The sequence below is a fragment of the Thalassospira sp. NFXS8 genome (assembly GCF_040148805.1).
Lineage (GTDB): Bacteria > Pseudomonadota > Alphaproteobacteria > Rhodospirillales > Thalassospiraceae > Thalassospira.
The window spans coordinates 285,152-308,692 of the sequence record NZ_JAGEMF010000005.1; the positions used below are offsets into that span (position 1 = coordinate 285,152).

The following is a 23,541-nucleotide window of genomic DNA, read 5'->3' on the forward strand; positions in this document are numbered from 1 at the left end:
TTGGATCTGGTTGTTGTGCTGTTATACCCTGTATGCACATTCCCCATCTTTTCAATACCAATTTACTAATACAATGTTCTTTTAAGATTGAAAAACATATGGGACGTATTGTTAGAAAAATTTCAAATTTCACCCGTTTCTTACCAACAAAAAATCATTTGCGGGCACATGGTGTTCTTTAAATTTTCCCGACCTTTAGACGCAGCACGAACATCGAACATTTCACCCGGCGGCAATGACAGTCGCAGTTCATTCATTGCCGCCCAATCGGTAAACAATTTGCGAAATATTTTGTTTTCAAGGAACGGGCGAAGAAGAAAATCTATCAAGGCTGCCTATTCGGCCAATCTGGCGCAGCCATTGTTCGTATTCGCGTCCTTCCTCGCAAGGCAGGGATGCATCAGATTTGCTATGACGCGCCTGTGTGGCCCGCAGGTCACGGGGCGTCATCCCGAAACGGCGGCGAAAAGCACGACTGAAATCGTTGGCATGGCTAAACCCGTTCGCACGCGCGATGCTGGACACCTGGGTTTCAGAATCAAACAATAATTCCCGCATGGCCTTGCCAAGCCGTTGTTCCCGCAAAAAATGGCGCACACCACCTTCTTCCCGAAAAAGCCGATAAAGTGCACTGCGTGAAATTCCGCATTCATCGCAAATCCGGTTCACATCCAAATCGGCATCAGCCATGTTTTGCTGAATAAACGATCGAATACGCACATCAATCAGATCGTCAACAACAGCCAATCCATCCTGTCGTCTCGCCGCCCCTGCTGGCCCGGCAGTATTAAGGCAAGCAGCCACCATTGAAATGACTGCGGGCATCAAATCAATGGCGCACCCGTCTTCCAGCGTTGGCAGGTTACGATTGAGCAGCACGATATAATCGGCCAGCATCCGGGTTAACGGCAAGGAAGAAGGCAATAATTGCATATGATGATGATCAGGATGATCAAGCACCGGCACCAGTCTGGATCGGGGTATAATTAGCGACAGATGGTTAAAATCACTGGTCTGGCTTTGCATTTCGCGCGCCAGATCAAACACCACCAGGTCGCCGGGCCCTGCCGTTTGGTCACCATACGGGGTCGCCCAGGTCATATTTCCACTAACGAAAAGCTGAACCATAAAATGATCCAGTCCGTCGCGGGCAATTTCCAGTGGGCGTCGCTTCCAGCACTGGGCGACAGTGGCCGTTTCCGCCAGCATCAGGTTGCCAACGCGCAATGCCCTTATAACAGCATTAAAGCGCCGCGGATCACGCAGCTCCTTTGGGGCATCAACACTAAAAATACACGAAATACTTTCGCGCCAAACGTCATAGCGCAACCGTTCTTCGATACTTCCTGTATCGAATACCGATTTCTCAATCACTTGTGCGGGCATAGGCCCCTTCCGTCAAAACTGTTAAACTACACAGTCTGATCGCTTCAACCTGTCACACACCTACTTGGTCTGGTGACTTATTATTTGTTACCTTTTCTACCATTATCGGCCAATTTCCGGCAACCATTTATCAAGTCCCGGCATCGTTGATGGCTCGGTCTATCCTTAAAAATCCGCGATGCATACGGAAGAATAAATCAGAAAACCGAACTGCCGCCGTCGCGCGCAATAGAACAACCCTGCCTTAGGCGGCATATTATCAAGACATTAACGACATCGTTCATAATCAGGGCTTTACCTTTGCTGTGGGCGAACCTGAAACAACGGTGCCACCACAACTGATTGCACAGCCAACATAGGCAATGGGTTTGCCGTTATCCATCGACTGGCTGGAACCCTGGGTAATGCTCCCGCCGCAACTGCATTTATCGCCAACCCGGGCAACCGGTTTGCCATCAACAATAGATTGACCGCCTGCTGTAATTGTACCGCTGCCATGTTTGGAGCAATCAACCTTGTCGCCAACGCGAGCAACCGGTTTCATCTGTTATTCCTCCGCTGCTTTTTTGGCACATTCCTCACAAATCGGCAGACCTTCGTTGGCTGCCATCGACAGGGTGGGAACCTGGGCCGAGCCGGAACCTCCCATTGAAACAGCCCCCTTAAGGTTAATTTTGGCCGCCTCCAGCGTGATGCCCGATGAATCAATCACGATCTTGCCACCCGGCCCCTTAATGACAAATTTCTCAAATGCCATCAGGGTATGAGTGCCCGTATTGGTGGTAATGGTTTTACCGACATCCAGCTTATACGCCCCGGAAACGGAACCTTCATAATTACGGCCGGTTTCATATAAATGATCCGCATAAATCGATTGTTTATGAATGTTTCCAACCGTATGGATATGATCCTTGCCGTATTTTTCCTGTTGGTTGCGCCCCACCGAATAGGTCATATCATTGCCGATATTCTCGGTATGGTCGTTTTTGACCGTAATGGTTTTGTCATTACCAACGCTTTCGCTTTGGTCATGCGCCACAGTTTTGGACCGGTCATTGCCGATTTGATGGGTTTCGTTATTTTCAATAATGGTGTTGTGGTCTTTTTGCGCATGCATAAAGACTTCTTCGCGGTCAGCTTCATCTTCAAAACGAAATTCGTTATAGCCCTCGCCCTTATGGGTTTGGGATTTTATCGTCATCCGGGTTTTGTTTTCGGGCAAGCCATAGGGCGGGCGGTTGGTGGCATGATAGGTTCGCCCCGTTACAATCGGCTGATCGGGGTCCCCCTCCAGATAATCAACAATGACCTCATGACCAATACGCGGAATGGCCATGTGGCCCCATGCACCACCGGCCCAGTTCTGGCTAACGCGAATCCAGCACGATGAATTTTCATTTTTCTCGCCGTAACGATCCCATGGAAACCAGACCTTGATGCGCCCAAATTCATCACAGTAAATTTCCTCGCCTTCCGGACCGGTCACATGGGCAATTTGCGGGCCATCGACCAAAGGTTTTTGCGCCAGCGGCGGGCGATAGGGCAAATGCCCCGGCATGGTGGTGAAACTGGCCTTGTAGGTTGTCGCCCCCCCGCCCGCATCTTCTTCCAGGGCTGCCGATTGTGTACCACTATGCTGGACAGAAAGAATGCGATGGCGGCTGTTTGCACCACCATCATCATGCCCGGTCAGTTCAAAATGAAAACCGGGGCAAAGCTGAATATTATTGGTTTCACCGTGACCGGTGGTTGCGTCTACCCGTACACTTTCGATCCGATGTTTGGTAAAAGGTGCCCCCACACGCGGGTCCTTGTAGCGCCCCGGATAATCATACAGGGCGTAATCGCCTTGCAGCCCGTTATTTTCCTGTGCAGCCTGATTGCGACGCTGATTGGCAGGCGGGTTTTTAAAAGTATAATCGTTCATTTCATAGGTAGATGAACGCAATTTTTCCCGCTGGGAAAAAGCACTGATCCAGCTACCGCGATTTTGCCCCCCGGTGCGCGGGTTATATTCAATCTTCGGTGCCGCCGGCAACATGGGGGCTGCCAATGGCGCATCCGTCAAAATCAGCTTGTGGCTGCTGTCACTATGTTCAAAATAATAAAGAATGCCCTCTTCGGACAAAAGCCGTTCGATGAAAGCCCGGTGGGTTTCACGGTATTGCGTACAATATTCACGCGGCGCATGTTGACCATTAAGGCGCCATTCAACATCCGTAATCCCGTAATCCTTGAAAACTTCTGATACGATATCGGGTACAGTTTTTGCCTGCCAGATCCGGCTGTCCGACCCATGGTCTAACCGACTTAGGGTCGGGCGCAACGTCACGGAATAAAATGTCCGGCGGATACCACTGTCACCGCGCTCAACCTCGGTGACGATGCCATGCAGATATCGCACTTCGTCATATTTATTATAAATGCCAAGACAGGCAGGGGCATCGATCAGGGCATGAAGGTCTATTGAAGGGTCACCCGACGCCAAATGAATAGAAATTTCAAACGGTGCATTGATGGTTTCGCGCGCGTCAAAGCCCACCACAGAAAAGTCCCCGGTCGCGCCACTAAAGGCGAATGCCAGATCCTGATCTTGCGATAAAAACCGTTTTGCCAGTCCCGACAGGGTTTCTTCCGATATGATATGGTTCATGGTGCGCCTCTTGCTGCAAACGCGATAACACTAATAACGACAAATCCTGCCAAACGACCTGAAAGACATAAGCCCGCTTCCCTGTTGCCGCCCCACGCCCGCAACTGTGACGTGTAGAAATGGCAAAAACGTGACAAATTCCTTCAATTCTACCCCCTATGGAACAAAGCAGTACAAACGAAGGAAGCCGGACCCGATAAACAGGTCCGGCAGGTCTGGTTGGGAGAGACAGACCTTAAGCCTGGACGGGCGCGCGCCAGTCGTCGGAACCGGAAGTACCAGCAACCACGTGTTCCCACATGATTTTACGATAGGTCATTTTAATATCGACCAACTGTGTATAATCCTTGGCATCCGGATCTTTGGCATGCGGCATTGCGCAGTTGATATCAACGATCAGCGCTTCTTCAAACGAAGTGGTGAAGAAATGGACCTGTTCAGATGCCTGGGTGCGGTACCATTTCAGCTCAACCTTCGGAAGCAGCTCACCGGTGACAAGAGCGTTATACATCAGCGGCACGGCCTTGTTCAGCGTGCAGGTAAAGGTTACCGGCTGATGAATACGGGTACCGGTCGGATTACCAGACTGCGGATCACGCGGGGTGATCACGGAATGATCAAAGGCCTGAACCATGATTTCATCTTCATGGCCAGCCTGCCACTCGTTGGTGATGCTGTCAAAGGTGGTTGCGCCCTGCGTGATCAGGCCCTGGGTTTCACCTTCAATCGTCAGATATGCTGGCATCGGCATGGGAAAATCTCCATTAAACAGATTGGAAAAATTGGTTCACCGTTTTGGTGTGAAAGAACCATGCCCCAACCTGTTGAGCAGCGTCTGCGTGAAAAATGACAAAAATTCATTTTTCTCACAAACAGGCTAACTATCTGGTAAAAAACTATAAATTCGATATTTAGCAAACATGTTTTAAAAAACATCAGGCGACTTTCCGCCCATGCGGGCGAAGTTTCGCCTGCAACCCTGCGCTGAATACAAAAACACGGCTCGTCCTGGAATTTTGTTTGCGGCAAAGAGTCGTGATGCGCGAAATCCAAGTACAAACAAAAAGGGCCTGCTCGAAATTGAGCAAGCCTAGGTACCGCAACAACCTGTTAAGGCGATATAATTTCTACACTTGCTGCGCCATCCACTTCGCGGCGCGTTCATGGGCATCTTGAGGCAGTTTTTTACGACACAAAAGTGAACGTTCCCACCAACGATAGGAAGTAGCTGGCCGAACATAAGAAGTTTCCATATTTTTCACATGAGTATGGAAAAACACCCATTTGCTATCCGCAGTTGCGCCGGCCCACAGATATTTACTGAACTTAAAGTCAGCACGAATATAGCCATCCGTATTTTCCGGAACGTAAGTTCCGTTAACGTCTCTGCTATTTGTATCAAATCGAAAAATATGCCAATTACCGTGTCCCTGATTATCGGGCGGGGCTCCATCCTCCCGAGGATCTTCCACATAAATATAGACAAAACCACGCCGCAACGTCCGCACCGGATATGACCCGGGATTATCAATAGATGTCGGTTTGACAACATTATCGAGATCATAGGGCAACAACGAAAAGCGAACCGGAAAAACGGGTATGGTTGCCCGTTCGCACAGGAGGACTATTTCTTAGATATCGACCGTGGCAGAGGAATCACCGTAATTCATTGTCCACCCTTTTGATCATCTGTTCGTTTGCTTTTGCCAACTTCGGCGCGGCGAGCGAGATCCCCGGTCAGGCCTTTACAAAGCCCTGAAATTTGCCGTGTTCGGCCAGCCAGTCAATGGCTTTCGCGTCGATATCTTCGGGGAGGCGCGCGGCACCAAACAGGGAAGCCTGCCACCATTTCAGCGGCGCTTGGCCAGGGGCATTCGCGATAATTTCGCCTGTACCTGAACGCTCGAGAAAATTCTTCAGTGCGCGGCCAAGCTGTTCGCCATATTCATCATGGCCTGGCGGATAAGCCCCCAGACAAAACACACGCTTACGCTGTGGCTTACGCGCATTAGAAAGTGTGATCCGCATGGGGCCGCTGTTAAAAAACCTGCCAGAAAGCAGATCGAATTCACCCTTATAACTATAGTCAAAATCTGATGCTGGCAAAATCCATAACTTGCCGTCGTGAGTGCCATAAATCGCGCCAATATCGCGGTTAAAGCGCACGGGCGCGGGCCTGCGAATGAAGAACCAGGCAAATGCGCAAATTACCAGCAGAGCAAGCCCGACTAGCGGAACGATATAAGATTTAGGATCTGCATGAAATTGCAGAGCAATGTATTCAAAAGGGGTCGTATCTGCGGAGCAGCCATAGTAGTTTTTTGAAAGACATTCCCGGTTATAAGACTGTGCCCAGCCGGGATCTTCCCCCCACAAATATCCCCGTCCCAGTTTACCCAGCAAATGGTCAATTGGCGTTGCCTGCCCGGTCATAACCGGTATAAATAGCCACCAGATGGCCGCGACCCAACTTCCCAGTGCAGACAACCCCGCAACCATTTTAAGGCGTCCAAATGAATATTGGGCAACTTCAACCACATCCTTGCGTGGATGGGTAATGCCTTCAAGCCGGATTGCCGGAGTATCAGGCCGCTGCGCCATTACAGATTTCCTTTACCGCTGAGATGTGCAGAAAAGGTCTGGCCGGTCTCTCCACGGGTATATTCTGCACTGACATAATCGCCGGTATCGACAGGCATATAATAATAACCCGTCATCGGTGTCATGCGTTGCTGGCCGCGGTCCTTTGCCGGGTCAATTTTCACGACAATGGTAGAGGACCCCGCCATGGCATTGACATGGACCTGTCCACTATCATCGCCGCTGATCTGTCTGGTCGAAAGATCGTAGCTAAGCTCCCAGGAACGGCCATAAAGCTCGCGAATACGCAATTCCAGGGTACCAGGTGTTTCCTCGGTAAAGGCCGGGCTTTCGATTACAAACATCCCGTCATCCTCGGTCTTGTTTTCAATCGTCATCGACCACAGCAAATCTTCGAACCAGTGGATTTCCTCTTCGAGGTGCTGTTTCCACTGCCCTGGCAGATTACGGGTTTCTTCAATCAATTCATTGGAAGACGGCCGTACCTGTAATTCCCAATAAGGCGATTGCCGCCCCCAGAAGCATTTGCGCACCACATCTTCGGTATCTGAATAACTTAAAAATGTGATGCCCAGACCAACCAGCAAAACAATGGCCCCAATCCAGGCCGTCGCGGGGAAAAGCATCATGATTGTGCCAACCAGCAATGCTGTATTGCCAATAATTTCCGCCGGGTCATCGCGCTCAATCCCGCGATAAATTCCGCCCGCCGACATCACCATCCCCAGCAGGATCGAAACCCGTGGCAACCAGGTTGTCACAACGCGACCAATACCGGCGGAAGACGCCAGGCGTGGTGCATAGATCAAATTATCTGCCCCTTGGGGAATAGCCTTTTTATAGAGAACTTCCAGCGCACTTTGCGAAATTTGTTCTGATGAAGCAAACATCTTCATGGTTTTGGAACCAAGACCCATCGCCGCATCGGCAACACCAATTGCAGTTGCCGTTAATGTAAACGATTTCCCGGTAATGATGGATGTTGCCACCCCCTTTTCAAACAGTTCATTGGCCTTTTCATGAGCTTTTGCTGTTTCAAGCAAGGCCCATGCCCCCAGCAAAACACCAATTCCCGCCGTACCAGCTTCAATCGACCGAATGGTGCGGTCTGCACGTAAACCGCCCATCAGTTCGACCTTGCCGTTCATTTCAACAGCCGGCATATCAACTGTCGGCATTCGCGTATCGAGCGACGACATATGCATTTGTCCTGACGGGCTGATCCCGGCGATCAAATCCTCGACCTGACCATCATTAAACGCCCCTTGCAGGAATTTAACCGCATCTACATAGGAAACAGTGCGCTTTGTCATCATGACGGTGCCAGTGGCAGACCGGCGATAGCCATTAGAAATCGCATTCCGTAGTTCCGGCCCATCAAGAAGTTTGCGTTCGGCTGCAATCTCCAATGCAATCGCTTCGAGTGTAATATCAAAAGAAAACTGCCAGCGATGAATACGCTCAAATACACCGGGGCTAAACCCGCTCCAGGCTTTCATAAACAGGCGCAGCGGTTTAATAAGCGAAGAACCCTTGTTGATATCAGCATTGGCAATGCCTTCGGCACCGCCCAGTCCTTTGCGAATGGCAATATGCCCACGTGCCGTAGCACCCAGACCAGCCAGGGCGCGGCCCAGCAAAAGGGACGCGTAACCCACCGCATCCGGATCATTTTCCTGACCAAAACCAAGCGCAAGATGCTTGCCCAGATGATGATCGCTTTCATTGCCGATATGGGTATTAATCCCGGTAATCAGTTCATCAAGCGTACTGTCAATGCTGGTGATGATGGAGGAAAGGTTGTCGTATGAAATTTCCCAGTTTTCGGCAAAGGCCGGGTCCTGCATCTGGTACCATTCATCGCGTTTAGGTACCTGTTCCTTAATTACCTTACAAAAACGGCCAATCGTTAACGGATAGACATTCGCCTTGGAAAAATTCTGTTTGTGGTCAATCTTTGCCGCATAACGAAACTGCATTTCCAGAATATCGCCCAGCGGGTCATGTAAAGCGGCCAGCACAGCACATTCGTCCGAAATTTGTGGCGGTGTTGCTATGGCAAACTTGGTTTGCGACAGCGCAAGTCGCGCTTCCAGGGTAGGGTCAACCCGGCTCGGAGATGGCTTGAATTCCTCGACCAGTTCCTCAGCCTTGCCAATATAGGCCGCCCACTGGTTGCTGCCGCGCAAGTTAACCGGCTGCATGATCTGCTTGCGAAAGCTTTCCTCATGGCCCTGACGGAAAAATGCAGGCGGCCAGCGATATTCACTATAGGCCAGCCACACTTTGCTGGCCCATTTCGGCACCCAGATGGTTTTGCTGGCCGGGGTCGAGCTGTCGTAGCGCCAGGTATCGGCACCGTAATTATCGGTCCATTCATATTTGGTAAAACTGTAATCCGCCCGGTGGTAACTGTCTGTTCCACTTGGTACAAAATCACCATTAATGTCCTGGCCCTTGGTATCATACCGAAACACATACCACGAACCGGGCCCTTGCCGGTCGCTGGCATCACCAGGTTCTTGCGGATTTTCGACATAAACATAAACAAAGCCACGCCGCAGTGTGCGGATAATACGCGACCCCGGGCTTCCGATCGATGAAGGCTCCTGTGCGCTTTCCAGGTCATAGGGCAATTGCGAAAACCGCACCGGCAAAATGGGAATGCTGCTGCGCTGGCAGGGGAAAAATGTTTCTTCTGAATCTGCGTTGGCAGAAAAATCGCCGTATTCCATCTCGTTTGCTCGCTTTTTGCGTGTTCCAACCGGGCATTAATCCGCGCAGTTTAATCTGCACTTTCATTGTCTTTACAATCGCCGATACAGGCCAAAATCAGCACTTTTTTTTATGTTGTGACCGCAACCATTCTTCCGCACGTTGATCAATATCGTCCGGCAGTTTTTCCACAGGAAAAATGGCCCATTTCCACCATGCCAGATGCAAATTCTTGGGCGCATTTTCAATAATGTCCGGCGTTCGCGATGTTTTCAGGAATGCAGTGATCGCTTTTCCCAAAACCTTGCCATGCAATCGATCCCGGTGGGGATATCCACCCAGTTTAAATTTACGCGTCTTGTTCGGGTTTTTCGCGTTCTTTAATCGAACAACCATTGGACCACTGGTAAAGAACCGGAATGATAGCGGGTCCCATTCGCCCTTATATATAAATTCAAACTCAGAAGCCGGCAAGATCCAGAGCTGTCCCAAATCCCAGCCATAAATAGCACCAAGTTTTCGATTAACTCTGAACGGCGCCGGACGACGGATGAAGAAATAGGTAAACAAAGTCAACAATACAATCAAAAGAGAAAAAATTGGTATAAGATAGGACTTCGGATCTGCATAAAACTGAATAGCGATATATTCGAATGGGGTTGTGTTGTTGGCACACGATAGAACATGTTCCTGCAGACAATCATTTAAATAAGATTTTTCCCAACTGTCATCCACACCCCACAAGTATCCTCGTCCTATCATACCTAAAAAATGATCAATCCTCTCAAATCGGCCGTTCAAATAAGGCAGAATTACATCTCGAATTGTACCGATCCAACCTGCAACTGCAGCAAGACCCGCAATCATCTTCAAACGACCGAATTCGTAACGCTCTACATTTAAAGCATCTTCATAGGGGCGAGAAAAACCCTCAATTTGAGATCTTATATTCTCGACCACCATTAGATACTCCCTTTATCAGTTAATTCGTCTGTGAACGTCATTGGCGTATCTCCACCCGTGTATTTTTTAATACCACGCGTATATTGGGCCTTAATATAATATCCCTCTTCAAGCTCGTGTCGCCGCCCCGCAATGTTCGGGCCTCTTATCTTGCGAAAATCCGGGCCCGGGTCAATTCTCACCACAATTGCAGATGATCCCGCTATCATCCTGACATGGATCTGTTGTTTATGATCATCGCCACTAAGTTGGCCAGTTGCCAAATTATATTTCACTTGCCAGGAACGCCCACGCAATTCACGAACAGTTAAATCGACTATTCCGGGTTTTTTCTCGGAAAATGCCGGGCTTTCGATGAAAAATAATCCATCATCGTCAACTGAATTCTCAATTTTGATTGTCCACAATAAATCTTCAAACCAGTGAATTTCTGTTTCAAGACGCTTATTCCAGGGCGCATACAGATTGCGTGTTTTCTCTAGTAAATTTACACGCTTTATTAGCCCCCAATATGGAGTATGACTTCCCCAAAAACACTTACGCACGACGTCCTCAATATCGGAATAACTCAAGAACGTAATACCGGTTCCAATTATCAAAAACACTGCACCCACGATCGCAGCAGATGGATTGAGCAAAAGCAGTGAGCCAACCAAAACTGTAAGATTGCCGAACGATTGAGCATTATCGTACCGCTCAAAACCCCGCACAAAACCTCCAAACGAAGACAAAAGAGTCAACACTATAGACAGTCTGGGCAACCCCAGCGACACAACCCGGCCAACCCCCGCTACGGATGCAAGGCGCGGGGCATACATCAGATCTACCGCTCCTTCGGGAATTACCCGTTGGTACAAAACGCGCAGGGCGTTTTGCGAAATTTGCTCGGTAGGCGCAAATGCCGTGGCTGTTTTCGTACCTAAAGTTAACGCAGCATCTACAACAGAGACCGCTATTGTCGTTACGTTAAAGGCCTTACTGGTAAGAACCGATGTCAACTCTCCCTTTTTGAATAATTCATATGCTTTTTCGTGCGTCTGCGCTGTTTCAGAAAGGGCCCAAAAACCCAGCAATAGCGAGATACCAGCAGCCCCCCCCTCCAACGTGTGAATGGTGCGATCCGTTCGCAAACCACCCAAAAGCTTAACGTCACCATTGATCTCGACCGCGGGCAAATCTACTGTTGGCATCCGGCTATCAATGGCCGACAAATGCAGCTTTCCGGACCGGCTAATACCGGCAACAAGATCCTTGACCTCGGCATCATCAAAGGTACCTTGCAGGAATCTTACCGCATCCGCGTACGAGACTTGTCGTTTGGTCAGCATGATGGTGCCATTGGACGAACGACGATAGACGTTCTCGATGGCGTTCCTAAGTACCGGGTCATTTCGCACTTTGGGTTCTACGGCGATCTCAAGAGCAATGGCTTCAATCGTAAAATCAAATGTAAAACGCGACTTGCGTATTTGCTCATAGTAATCTGGGCTTATATCGTCCCATGCCTTAAAAAAGGCGCGCAAAGATGTATTCAGAGCAGAACCATTATTCCTGTCAGCGTCTGGTATGCCTTCGGCACCGCCCAGACCTTTGCGAATGGCAATATGCCCCTGTGCCGTTGCACCAAGGCCATCGAGAACCCTGCCGAGCATCAAGGAAGCGTAAAAGACTCCGGCGGGATCATTTTCCTGGTGAAATCCAAGAGCCAGATGCTTGCCCAAGTAATGATCGTTTTCATTACTCATGAAAGTATTAACGCCGCTAATCAGTTCCTCGAGACTATGGTCAATACTCTCGATAACTGAAACAAGGTTGTCATAAGATACTTCCCAGCCATCCGTAAAGGCAGACTTCTGAAGCTGATACCATTCTTTGCGGTCAGGCACCTGATCCTTGATCACCTTACAAAACCGACCAATGGTTAGAGGATAGGTATTCGCATCGGCAAAATTCTGCTTATGCTGCACTTTCGCGGCATATCGAAACTTCATCTCCAGAATATCACCCAGCGGGTCATGCAAAGCTGCGATCACAGCACATTCATCTGAAATTTTTGGTGGTATGGCAGCTGCAAACTTGGTTTGAGACAGGCTCAAACGTGTGGCAAGGATCGGGTTTTTACGCTGGGCAGCTGGCTTAAATTCCTCGACCAGCTCATCAGCCTTGCCGATATAGGCGGCCCACTGGTTTTGCCCGCGCAAATTAACCGGTTGCATGATCTGCTTGCGGAAGCTTTCCTGGTGGCCCTGACGGAAGAATGACGGCGGCCAGCGATATTCGCTATAAGCCAGCCACACCTTACTGGCCCATTTTGGCACCCAGATGGTTTTACTAGCCGGCGTCGAACTGTCATATTTCCAGGCACTCGCGCCGTAATTATCGGTCCACTCATATTTGGTGAAGCTGTAATCGGCACGATGATAACCATCGGTTCCGCTAGGCACAAAATCACCATTAATATCTTGACCCTTTGTGTCATAGCGAAACACGTACCAGGAACCCGGCCCCTGACGGTCGCTGGCATCATCTGTTTCCTGCGGATCTTCCACATAAACATAAACGAAACCGCGCCGCAGCGTGCGAATGATGTAAGAACCAGGGTTACCGATCGAGGTCGGTTCCTGCACACTATCAAGGTCATAGGGCAGCAGTGAAAAACGCACCGGTAGGATAGGGATCATGCCGCGCTGGCAAGGAAAAAACGTTTCTTCTGAATCTGCATTGGCAGAAAAATCACCGTATTCCATGTCAGTCGCCCGCCATATTGGTTGCCTGTTCCAGCAGGGCATCGGCCCGGTGGACATCGCTCATATTGTCAAAATCGGGGATTGCATCGGTATCAAGTGCATCGGCAGATTTACCGGCACGGTGCAGTAAAAACTGTGCTTCCATGGTTTTTAAAACGGCCAGTTCGGACACCATGGTTAATTGCCGGGCCCGCTGATACTGGCTGATCAAAACATCATTTTCGGGCTTTTCTGCGTATTTTGCGGCGAAAAACGCCGCCACCCGGTCGATAAAGCCATTGCGTTTGTTACCGGCAACAAAGGTACTGAAGGTTTCAAAAAACGGTTCGCTGGCGGTGGCATCATGCCCGGTTTTGCCAACCACCCGCACCGACCCTTCCTTATGCGGCACAATCAGCGCATCGATCTGGCGGAAAAAACCATCGGGAAAGGGGCCGGTTGGATGTTCCTGCAAATAATGGGCAAACATGCGGTCCCAAAACCGCAAAAAGAACCACTTGCCATTTGCATCAGGAATTTTGGTAAATTTGCGCAAATGGCGCCAGATATCATCGAAACCACCTGCAGAACGCACAAACATGGCAGCTTCGCGATCCCAATATTGCCAGGGTTGATCGCCCTGCGACAAAAGATTGCAGGTGAAACGGTGATCCTCCAACAACTCAACCAGATACGGTGCGACATCCACCAGATTATCACCGGCCTCACCCGTGAAAAGGCAGCGATATTTCAACTCCGAAGACGCCAGCGTTTCGACCAGATTGGGCAGTTTGGAAGCATCAATAACCGCATAGGTTTTAAGGTCGCCTTGCCCGCCTTTTGCCAATGGCCCAAACAGAAAACCCTGTAAATCATCGGGCACCATCTTGCGCGGCCAGACACCAAACTGGTCATCAAGCGGTGTAATACCAACAATAAAATCGGCCCATATGGCGTCCGGATTGTCATGATGAAGGCTGCCGTCCACAGTACTTAGCGGTCCAATTTCGACCGGTCGGTAATCATGAACGCTGCGCGCCAGATCAATCGCAGCCTTATCCTTGGGATGGCGCATCATCCAGCGTGTTGCCGGCATGATATCCTCACACCACAACAACCGCAGCGGCTGGTCGTTCAAGTACTTTTCAAGTGCTTCTTCAAAACCTGCACGTTCAGTCGTTAAAACCGCCACAAGCCCGTGGCACTGGTCGCCGGTTTCACTGGAAAACTCAAAAGCAGTGTCGTCATCAGGTACAGACGAACGATCATTATCTTCCGCCGAAACGGCCAAACCGGCGCCATCCTGCAGGACGGAATGACGCCGGACAAAATGGCATTGGGCCAGCCATGGTTCGGTCGCCGCAACGGTCGTATCGCTTATCAGATCAACTGACATAACTTATCAGGTTCCGTTTTTAATGTGTCACAACAGCCCAATGCAGCGTCCAGCCAGTTGCCTTTACATCCCTGGCAAAGCACAATGCCGCATCATCACCATGCCCAAAACCATTGGGCAGAATCTTGAAAAATTCCGGCACTTGGGCATGAAATGGTTATTTCGATAACACCTTGTTACTAAAAAGATTTCTGCAAAATCGAAAACGACCGCGAAACGCTAACCGGGCGGATTTTCGCCAGTTCGGGCGAAATCCCGCCCAAAACCCGATGCCGGCGGCAAAACACCCGATATACAAAGTTGCCAACATGATATGAGCTGGTGCGCTGCATATTAATCATCCCACCTTGCTGCGAGCCTGTTGGACATCACGCAAAAGCGACTTGTCCCATTCGCCCAGTTTTGCCACGCCAAATTCATGCAGAATTTCGTCAAAAATCAGCCGTGCATGGCTTTTTAACCCGTGACCGGCCATTTCCTGTGCCAGGGCAAATTTCGCCAAGGCGGTTTCGCGCCCCGAGGTGCTTTTTGCCACCGCATCATCTGTATCGCGCAATACCTTTTCCAGTGATGGTTTGGTATTGGCTTCATCGCCGTCGCCCGTATCGCTTAAAACCGATTGCGAAGGAGTTTTATCACCCTTGTCTTTTTGCCCTTTTCCCGGCCCGGTTTGGGCTGCACTTTCCAGCCATTTGGCAATATCGGGCGACACATAGGGTTTGTTATTCGCGTATTGCAGCTTGTCCAGCCCCGGCAAGGACTGCACACGTTCGACCGACCGCTGGCAAATGGCATTGGCAACATTTTCACGACCCAGCCGACGGGCCATTTTATCGGCCAGTTTCTGGCCTTCAAACCAGTCCGGGCTCATGAACAGGCGATCTTCAAGTTTGGCAAGTTTCGCATCATCCGGGTCACTGGCTGCTGCCTGATGTTCATCCAGAATAAAAGCGGGCATAGCCTGCTGGCCGGTTACGCCATCCGTGTTTTCCGGTAAGGTTTTATGTTCCAGCCAGGCGGCATAACCACGCATCAGGTATGCTACCGGTGCGTCAGGGTCAAACTGTGTGATCCGATCGGCAACCGATCGAATATCCTTGCGCAAAACGGCACGATCCCGCGCATTAAGTTCACGCGGAATAAACTCGCCCGATGACGTATTGCCGTTTGGTTTTTCCGGTTGCGGTGCCGGTGGGGTTTTTGCGGCCGTCAACGCCTCGTTAAGGTCCGAAACATCAACCCCGTGCGGTGATGCCAGTTCAACAAGAGCCAGCGCCTTAACCCGGCTTTCTTCGGGTATGGCACGTTCTGCCTTGCACACATAGCCTATGGCACCGGCAAGGTTACCGACAATATCGCCCACCCAAACGTCGCGCAGTCGCCCCGCCCGTTTGGATTTTGGGTGCATTTCCTGCCACGCCTGGGCGAACATATAGGTTGCCAGTTGCAAGGACTTTGCCAGATCACCCGATGACGGCTGATGGGTCAATGCAAGTATGGCGGCGTGAAACCCTTTTAAATGGGCACATTGTTTTAAAACCACCGCTGCCTGTTCGGCAACGCTGGCCCAATCCAGTCCTTCGGCGTTCAACGTGCCGCGTTTCATCAGTTCGTTGTCGATCTGATCAAGGGCATCCTGAACGGTATCATCAATCTCGCCAAATTCCCGGTCAGGACCGGGAATACTGGCAAGAATATCGTCAATTGGAAACTTCATCTTATTCAAACATAAAGGTTTTTTCGGGTTTATCGGCCATCACGCGCCAGCGTGCCAATTGCCCGTCTGCCTGCGCCACCACTGCCCGGGTGCCATCAGGACTAATTTCAACACCAATTAGCGGCGTATCGGTATGGAACGCCGTACGAATGTAACGTCCGGTGTCGAGGTTCCAGTATTCGACATTGCCTTCGGTGGTTGCCACTGCAATCAAACTAAGGGCATCAGAGACATCAAAGCCCACAATGTTACCGCCCTGTTCGGGGCTGATCCTGGCAACCAGACTGTTACGCTCCATGCTCCAGACCCGGATCATGTCGTTGTTTTCGCGCGCCAGCAACAAGGTGCCATCCTTAGCGAAGCGCCCCTGCGTCATATGCGCGCCCGAGCCGACATAAAGGCGACGGGATTCCATTGCGTCAAAATCGATATAGTACGGCGAACCAAAGGTCTGGAATATCGCGGCATAGCGGTTGTTTGGGGCAACAACAAGGTTGTAAACCACGGTATCAAATTCGAGCGTATGAACGATCTCGCCTTTTTTACGATCATAAATCGTTACCGTGCCGTCCTTGGCCGACGACACAATCAGATCCCGCCCGCCGACACTCACGATATCAAGCACCGGCCCGGCATGGGCATAAAGTTTGGTGCTATCAACAGCGGGTTTCCATTCCTCGATCTCGCCGCGATTGGTGCCATAGATCACATCGTCATAGGCGCTGCCATCCATGATCTGGCGCGGTTGCGACACCTTGTTTTCCGTGAACTCAACCATTTCACCGGCGGCCAGATCCCATAATTCAACCCGACCCCCTTCAACCGCCATCGCCAGGTAGGGCGAATTTTCGATGGTGCCGACATCAAACACGTTGGTCAGGCCAAAGGTGCTGTTTTGCGGTCGTAACACCACTTGCTGGCTTAAATCCTTTGTATTCCATGACATCATGGTGCCCCGCGGGCTTTCGCCAACAATACGTTCATGTTCTTCACCCGCCAGAACAACACCACTCAGGCGCGGAGCAACCTGTTCCAGTTCGGTATCTGTACCTTCGGGGGTAAAGGTCACAGCCTTGCCATTGCGATAAACGGCATAGGGCATGTTTTCGGCGCCGACAAAACCAAACCCGGCAAACGGGCTTTCAACCGGCTGACCCAGTTTTTGAAAATCGAACTGTGCGGCAAGCCGGGTACGGTCGATATTTTCCAGTTTGTCGCGTTCGGCATCGCTCATGCCAAAACCCTTGGCGCGTAATTTGGCTTCTGCGTCGGCGCTAAGCGGGCCGGTATAGGTTTTACCCGCCTGAGGGATGGATGATCCCGGGCTGGCACAGCCCGAAAGCATCATCACCGTCGCAACAGCCGTTAATGTAGAAATACCGGTTCTGGTCATGAAGATAGTCCCCCATGGAGATTTCTGGGCAATGAGAAGCCGCTGAGCGGACTGTTGAAAAACGCATTCACACGGGCTTCCGGGCGAACACGAAATGTCGCAGTCTGGCCGTTGGCATTGGCAAAAGTAATGTCGACAGAATTATTTCCGAGGTTCGATTTTTTGGCACTGTCATACAAATGCAGGAACGACCACGGACCATCGAACTGTTTGGCCATCGACCGCCCCGAACCCGAAAGAGCAGACATATCCACCCGTGAGGAAGCCGGACCATCGATAATATTGGGCCAGAAAACCGTAATCGGGCGGCTGGGGCCGTGGCTGCTCACCACAAGCTGTCCTTCAAAATTCAGAACTGCACGGCTGATATTGGCATTCATGCCTGCCGGGGCGACGCTGAATTCAACTGACAGGTCTCCTGTCTGATTAAAGAAGCTTTTGGTGATGTTCATTGCGGCGCGCAACTGGTTGGTAAAGTTGCGATCCACCGAAATGGACTGACCATCGATCACTTTGGGTTTTCCGCTGTTTTCATCTACAAATGTCAGAAGTTCCTGCTTGTAGAACGCATCGAGAATGCCACCGGGACGGAAAAATTCTTCAAAATCCTGCAAGGGCAAATCATTGCCGGATTTACGATTAAACGGATATTTTCCGGCAATCAGTCGCTGATAAGCCCCATAAACCTGATCATGCCATTTACGGCTTAAGGCAAGCGATGCCCCCTGCATGATCACACCCCAGGACTGGTTTGCAACCGACTGCAAATGTTTACCAAATGGTTCAGGCGTACGTTCTGCAACCCGTTCAAGCACAAAAATGGGGTCGTCTCCGGCCAGTTTGGCCCGTTCAATCGCCATTTCCAGCGATTTGGCATTGGGATCAGACGCATCGCGTACCGATTTCATATATTGATACACAGCCCCCAACGCATCTTCGATTTCATCCATATTGGATGGCCCACCATCCGGGCGTTCCACCAGCATTTCACGGATATCGGCGAACTCGCGTTTGATATCGCGCGCGGCAACACGGTTGGGGTCTTCGGGGGTATCAAAATCAACCTGGTCGGTAATATCTTCGCCGTCCCCGCCTTTGTCTTGCGGGTCTTCTTTTGGCTCGTACAACACAGTATTGTCCTGCACCAGTTCAGCCACGCGACGAATGGGATTATTGCCATCGGCCAGGGTATGTAAAATTTCTGTCGCCTGGCTGATATCGCCGAACGGGCGCACCTGCATGGAATTCAGGCTGTGATGCCACGACCCCATATAGTCATTGACGTAACTTTCACGTACGCGGCTGCGGATATCATCATAATCGGCTTCGCTGACATTGCTGGTTTCAAGTTTTCCCAACACCCACAAATCGTCACCGGCAACCTTGGCAACCTGTTCAAGCTGTGGCACGAACATGGCGTGATACTGCTTCTTGGTGAAAAAACGCGGGATTTCAAACGGACCCTGATCCGGATCGCTCACACTTTGCACACTGCAATCACGCGCAGCAGCAAGGCCATTGCCTTCGGCATTTTCGGCTGCCGCTTCCTGCTGCAGGTCAACAGGTTCATACACCACGTTAAACGGTGCCCCTGCCGCAATTGGCAATTCAAGCGGCTTTGCCAGTTTCTGGCTGGTCCGGGCGCGAATGGTTCTATAAACGCGACGGAAAGGTGTTTGCTGGCTTAAATCACGCTGGGCCTGTGCGACCAGGTTCTTATCAACCTCGTAGGCTTGCGGGTTCTGGTTCAGCATATAGGCAAGGTGGCCGGCCAATTGCTGGCGTGCGGCATCGTCACGTTTCAGCCGCGTTTCCCAAAGCTGGTTGAAGTAACCATCAACGATCTGGTTATCGCGGCCCTCAAGTTCGGACATCATGCGATAAATACGTAAATAATCGAGTTCCTTGTCGCCCCCTTTGGGGCACACGGACCGCAGGTTACGCGCCAGCCCGGCCACCAGTGCAGGGGCAAATTCGCGGTGCAGTTCCAGGTTATAGGCACGATCCACGATCGGGCCAATATCGCGCCCCTGATACAGGGTCATCTGGGCCTGCACCGCCCCGACATCACGGTAATCGCCGAATTCATCAATGGCAGCACGCAATTCGTTTAAGGGCTGCAAATATTGCTTACCGGTCGGGTCCAGGCTGGCTTGCGTATTGACCTTGCTAAACGCCTGGGTTTTTGCCAGCACATCCTCGGCCCGTTCCAGGTTAACCTGGTAGCGGTCGTTCCAGTAAAACGCCCCGACCAGACAGGCCGCAGCCCCGACCCCAAACGACATCAAAATACGACGACGATAGCGTTCTTCAACGCGCACATTGTTACCCGCAAGGCCCGCTTCGGGGAAAACAACCTTTTTCAAAAACGCGGTTACAAAATAGGGATAGGACGTGTTTTGACTGGTCCCATAAAGCGGGGCAGGCAAGGCATAACGCTGCCCAACGGCTTCAAGAAACACGTTTCGCGGTGCGTTTTCCTGACGGTTACTAAAGAAATACAGGCCGCGCACCAAAGGCGGTGTCGTAAATTTATCTGGCGAAAGTGCGCCTTCAAGAAAAGACCGTAACGGTGCTTCAAGCCCCAAAAAGGTGCGGTAAAACGAAAATGCTTCCTGGCGGCTATGCGCGGATTTAAGTTCCAGAACCCGCTTTTTCAGGCGCAAATGCAGACGGTCCAGATATTCGCTATATTGCTTGTCAAACTGGTCCAGCCAGTCCGGGGTATGGCGCCCTTCATACAGGAAGTGAAACCCATACAGCATTTCGCGGTCAGCCGCACTTAACGTGGCGAAATAATCGCTAAAACCGGCAACCTGATCAAGTTTGGTAAAGGCCAGATGAATGGTCATACGCGTGCCAAGACGGTCGACCATATCGTTAATGACGCGCCGCGTTTCCAGGGCATAGTTTTCGCGTTGGTTAAATGACATGCCCATAAATTCGGACAGGTCAATCGCCAGAATGATGCCATTTACCGGGCGGCGTGGGCGAATGCGCTGCAAATTGCTGTAAAAGGCATCCCACAGGGCATTTTCGACCGAAGACCGACGCTGATGCGGACGGAAATACATCCCGTTCATATCAAGCAAAACGGCCTCGTTCCCCGCGACACGCCAGGTAAAGAAACTATTGGCCTGACGAGAGGGCAACTGGCGCAGTTCCATATCGATTTCATGATCAATCGGAAACCGCAGATCGCCATTTTCGATCAGGCTGGTTTTACCGCTGCCAGGCTGGCCCAACACCAGATACCAAGGCAGGCTATACACACCGCGCCCCTCGCCCGACCAGCGATTGCGAATAACCGACATTGCCCGGTCAAACATCTGGGCCATGGCCGCCTTTTCCATTTCCTCTTCCGAGGGCTGGCGCGCACTGGCATTACGGCGAGACAACCACCAGCGAATGGCCGCACGGACCGCCATAAACAGAAACAGGCAAATCGACAGGATAAGCAACCCGACCGCCACAACGAACCGGATACCTTCATCCTTAAAAGGATAAACGCCGTGCGTTCCAATGCGTTCGCCGAAAAAGAAGATGACCGGCGCCATAATAAGGCTGAAGACTGCGATCAGCACCATTGGCTTGAGCAGTTTTTTTAGAATTGTGAATAATCGCCTAATCATTTTTCTGACCTGCCTACCTGCTATCCATTTTCCATGCGCAGTGCCGCCCCATCATTGGAAGCGCGCCACGCAATGCGTCAGCATCAAAAAACAGCGACCGCTGTTCCTGCCCGGCATCCACCGACACCTGTATTCTGCTGCCGTCCGATATCGTTTTTAAAAGCCGAATGCTTTCCAGCCCGCGCGGCGTTTCAAGGATATGTCCCTGGCCATTTACCCGCAAAACCGTGCCGGTGGCATTTTCCTGCGCGATGCTGCCGCCATACAAAAATCGCGCATCAGCCGTTCGCCCGGAAAAGGCGTCTTTCCACATCAGACGCAGGCGCGTGATATTGTTTTCACAGCTTACCAGCATCGCGCCCTGTTCACCGGCATCAGCCAGCGATGACAACGCCAGATACAAATCTGCCTTACGGCGCAACGCATCAAACGCGGCACGATCACGGGGCGGATTAATACGGTCCAGCAAACTGCCATCCTTGCCACCGGTTATTTTCGCGCCGCTTTTATGATCCAGCAGGGTCACAGCGACACCTTGTGGCGTAACATCGGCTGATCGTAAAAAACCGTTCACATACGAAACGGCAACCGGTGTTTTTTCATCCTCTTCCACCACCGCACGGGACACAGTAATACCTTCGTCCCCGGTATTGGGACGACCCAACAGGCTGTCATAACAGCCTAACCGATCCAGCCGGTTCGCCTTGGCAAAACAGGCCCCAAGGGCCGTATCATCAATTACAGTTTGCGCCTGCGCATCAACGCTGATGCCACCACACACCATCATTAACGCCATCACGCTTACAGTCCGTATTTTTTGCATTTATCAGCCAGTGTTCTTTTGGGAACACCCAGCATTTGCGCCGCCGTGGCACGGTTGCCATCGGTTTGCGCCAACGCGCGGGTGATCAGGTCCTGTTCAAACAGTGCAATTGCTTCGGGTAACGGCAAAATTCCGGTCGAAGATGCATTTTCCGGTACAGCATCGGCATCCACCGCCTGAAAATGTGCCACCGTCAACATCGCCCCGTCTTCGGCATTGCTGGCAGCCAGGCGTGTCAGCCCTTCCAGTTCCCGACGATCGCCGGTAAACGGGCGCTGTGCCAAAAAGGCAAACGCCGCAGGATGCAATTTAAGATGACGTTTTTCTTCGCGTTCGATACCGGCCAGAACGGCATGAACAATATCACCAATGTCTTCGCGGCATTCGCTAAGCGAAGGCACCGCCAATGTCGTTTCACGCAACCGGTAATAAAGGCCCGGAAGGAACGTATTGTCCTGTGCACGTGTCGCCAGGTCGGAGCGGGCCGAAACAATAATCCGGGCCGAAAGCGGCATGTCGCGCTCGCTGCCCAACGGGCGATATTGCCGGGTTTCAAGCAGGCGCAACAACATTTCCTGACAGGGACCACAAAGCCGGTCAATGCCATCAAGATACAAAACGCCATTGCCCGCCTTGCGCAGCAATCCCTTGCGCGCACTGGCCACCCCTTTGATTGCACCACGTTTATGACCAAACAATTCGGGGGCAAAAATATCGGCCGACAAGGTCGCGCAATTAACATACACAAACGGCGCACCTGCCTGCACGGAATGTTCATGCAGGGCACGGGCAACCTTTTCCTTCCCCACACCGTCATCGCCCAAAATCATGACGGGGCCGGTTTTACCGGCAAGATGGGCCACCTTCTCCCGCAGAATTTGCATCGAGCGGGACCGGCCAATCAACCGTTTGGATAAACGCCCCGTTACCCGGCGACGCAACGACACACGGTCGCCTTCGGCACGGGCCAGCGATTTTTCCAGGGCGGCTTTTTCGGTTTCCTGTCCTGCCACAAATTGCCGGGTTTCAATAGAGGATGAAACCGCACGTAAAATCTGGCGGGTAACGCTGCGGTTCAACCACGGTGCAATGGCACCGTCGGACAAAACGACGGCAACACCCAAAAAGTCCTCGTTGGCGCGTGCCAGGGGTAATACCACCATATGCGACGGTAACGACAAACCATCGGTCGCAGCCGTAACGGGCGATATGTCATAACCTGCCATCCCGTTATCCAGACACAGGGTTTTACCTGTAAAGGCAACCTGGGTTAACGGGCAGACAGGCGACCCGCCACTGCCTTGCAAAGGATGCACCAGCGATTTGGGTGCCCATGTCGAAAAACCATGAGCATACCCGCCCGACAGCACAAAATTACGCCCCGTCGCATCGAGCAGATAAATCAGCGCAATCCGTCCACCGGTCATATTCGCGACCAGCTCACCGCTTTGGACCAGCACCCCGTCCAGCCGTGTCTGGTTCACCAGATTGCACAGCGAAACAAAGTGATCCCGAATATTGAACTGATCGATCATG

The 23,541-nt window shown here is 51.3% G+C and carries 15 protein-coding genes; all 15 read right to left on the reverse strand.

Annotated features, from left to right (window positions below; all coding sequences use genetic code 11):
• Positions 1-297 precede the first annotated feature (297 nt).
• Positions 298-1,386, reverse strand: a complete 1,089-nt coding sequence (locus J4E05_RS21620; protein WP_349600055.1) for an AraC family transcriptional regulator — start codon at positions 1,384-1,386, stop codon at positions 298-300.
• Positions 1,387-1,672: 286 nt separating this feature from the next.
• The gene (locus tag J4E05_RS21625; RefSeq protein WP_085594629.1) at positions 1,673-1,930 is read right to left on the reverse strand and encodes a PAAR domain-containing protein; all 258 of its coding nucleotides are present in this window, start codon (positions 1,928-1,930) and stop codon (positions 1,673-1,675) included.
• 3 nt (positions 1,931-1,933) lie between these two features.
• On the reverse strand, positions 1,934-4,039 hold the full coding sequence (locus J4E05_RS21630) for a type VI secretion system Vgr family protein (RefSeq protein WP_085594627.1): 2,106 nt from the start codon (positions 4,037-4,039) through the stop codon (positions 1,934-1,936).
• 235 nt (positions 4,040-4,274) lie between these two features.
• Positions 4,275-4,790: an Hcp family type VI secretion system effector gene (locus tag J4E05_RS21635; RefSeq protein ID WP_085594625.1), complete on the reverse strand. Its 516-nt coding sequence runs from the start codon at positions 4,788-4,790 to the stop codon at positions 4,275-4,277.
• 376 nt (positions 4,791-5,166) lie between these two features.
• Positions 5,167-5,667: a toxin VasX gene (locus tag J4E05_RS21640; RefSeq protein ID WP_349600170.1), complete on the reverse strand. Its 501-nt coding sequence runs from the start codon at positions 5,665-5,667 to the stop codon at positions 5,167-5,169.
• Positions 5,668-5,776: 109 nt separating this feature from the next.
• On the reverse strand, positions 5,777-6,640 hold the full coding sequence (locus J4E05_RS21645) for a hypothetical protein (RefSeq protein ID WP_349600060.1): 864 nt from the start codon (positions 6,638-6,640) through the stop codon (positions 5,777-5,779).
• Positions 6,640-9,375: a toxin VasX gene (locus tag J4E05_RS21650; RefSeq protein WP_349600063.1), complete on the reverse strand. Its 2,736-nt coding sequence runs from the start codon at positions 9,373-9,375 to the stop codon at positions 6,640-6,642. Before J4E05_RS21650 ends, J4E05_RS21645 begins: the two co-directional genes overlap by 1 nt.
• 97 nt (positions 9,376-9,472) lie before the next feature.
• On the reverse strand, positions 9,473-10,318 hold the full coding sequence (locus J4E05_RS21655; protein WP_349600066.1) for a hypothetical protein: 846 nt from the start codon (positions 10,316-10,318) through the stop codon (positions 9,473-9,475).
• Positions 10,318-13,065 (reverse strand): toxin VasX, encoded by a 2,748-nt coding sequence (locus tag J4E05_RS21660; protein ID WP_349600068.1) that lies wholly within the window; start codon positions 13,063-13,065, stop codon positions 10,318-10,320. Before J4E05_RS21660 ends, J4E05_RS21655 begins: the two co-directional genes overlap by 1 nt.
• A gap of 1 nt (position 13,066) precedes the next feature.
• Positions 13,067-14,440, reverse strand: a complete 1,374-nt coding sequence (locus J4E05_RS21665; protein ID WP_349600071.1) for a DUF4123 domain-containing protein — start codon at positions 14,438-14,440, stop codon at positions 13,067-13,069.
• Positions 14,441-14,777: 337 nt separating this feature from the next.
• The gene (locus tag J4E05_RS21670; protein ID WP_085591361.1) at positions 14,778-16,157 is read right to left on the reverse strand and encodes a type VI secretion system domain-containing protein; all 1,380 of its coding nucleotides are present in this window, start codon (positions 16,155-16,157) and stop codon (positions 14,778-14,780) included.
• A 1-nt stretch (position 16,158) separates the two neighbouring features.
• Positions 16,159-17,550, reverse strand: a complete 1,392-nt coding sequence (locus J4E05_RS21675; RefSeq protein ID WP_349600075.1) for a WD40 repeat domain-containing protein — start codon at positions 17,548-17,550, stop codon at positions 16,159-16,161.
• The gene (gene tssM / locus J4E05_RS21680) at positions 17,547-21,182 is read right to left on the reverse strand and encodes a type VI secretion system membrane subunit TssM (protein WP_349600078.1); all 3,636 of its coding nucleotides are present in this window, start codon (positions 21,180-21,182) and stop codon (positions 17,547-17,549) included. Before tssM ends, J4E05_RS21675 begins: the two co-directional genes overlap by 4 nt.
• A gap of 13 nt (positions 21,183-21,195) precedes the next feature.
• Positions 21,196-22,005, reverse strand: a complete 810-nt coding sequence (locus tag J4E05_RS21685; RefSeq protein ID WP_349600080.1) for a type VI secretion system-associated protein TagO — start codon at positions 22,003-22,005, stop codon at positions 21,196-21,198.
• Positions 21,984-23,540, reverse strand: coding sequence for a sigma-54-dependent transcriptional regulator (locus J4E05_RS21690; protein ID WP_168184885.1), 1,557 nt, complete (start codon positions 23,538-23,540; stop codon positions 21,984-21,986). The genes J4E05_RS21685 and J4E05_RS21690 overlap by 22 nt, the downstream gene beginning before the upstream one ends.
• Position 23,541 lies beyond the last annotated feature (1 nt).

Coding starts and splice junctions, on each gene's coding strand:
- J4E05_RS21645 (WP_349600060.1), bottom strand. CDS start 6,640: ATGGCGCAGCGGCCTGATACTCCGGCAATCCGGCTTGAAGGCATTACC.
- J4E05_RS21655 (WP_349600066.1), bottom strand. CDS start 10,318: ATGGTGGTCGAGAATATAAGATCTCAAATTGAGGGTTTTTCTCGCCCC.
- J4E05_RS21675 (WP_349600075.1), bottom strand. CDS start 17,550: ATGACCAGAACCGGTATTTCTACATTAACGGCTGTTGCGACGGTGATG.
- J4E05_RS21665 (WP_349600071.1), bottom strand. CDS start 14,440: ATGTCAGTTGATCTGATAAGCGATACGACCGTTGCGGCGACCGAACCA.
- J4E05_RS21635 (WP_085594625.1), bottom strand. CDS start 4,790: ATGCCGATGCCAGCATATCTGACGATTGAAGGTGAAACCCAGGGCCTG.
- J4E05_RS21685 (WP_349600080.1), bottom strand. CDS start 22,005: ATGCAAAAAATACGGACTGTAAGCGTGATGGCGTTAATGATGGTGTGT.
- tssM (WP_349600078.1), bottom strand. CDS start 21,182: ATGATTAGGCGATTATTCACAATTCTAAAAAAACTGCTCAAGCCAATG.
- J4E05_RS21650 (WP_349600063.1), bottom strand. CDS start 9,375: ATGGAATACGGCGATTTTTCTGCCAACGCAGATTCAGAAGAAACATTT.
- J4E05_RS21660 (WP_349600068.1), bottom strand. CDS start 13,065: ATGGAATACGGTGATTTTTCTGCCAATGCAGATTCAGAAGAAACGTTT.
- J4E05_RS21630 (WP_085594627.1), bottom strand. CDS start 4,039: ATGAACCATATCATATCGGAAGAAACCCTGTCGGGACTGGCAAAACGG.
- J4E05_RS21670 (WP_085591361.1), bottom strand. CDS start 16,157: ATGAAGTTTCCAATTGACGATATTCTTGCCAGTATTCCCGGTCCTGAC.
- J4E05_RS21620 (WP_349600055.1), bottom strand. CDS start 1,386: ATGCCCGCACAAGTGATTGAGAAATCGGTATTCGATACAGGAAGTATC.
- J4E05_RS21690 (WP_168184885.1), bottom strand. CDS start 23,540: ATGATCGATCAGTTCAATATTCGGGATCACTTTGTTTCGCTGTGCAAT.
- J4E05_RS21625 (WP_085594629.1), bottom strand. CDS start 1,930: ATGAAACCGGTTGCTCGCGTTGGCGACAAGGTTGATTGCTCCAAACAT.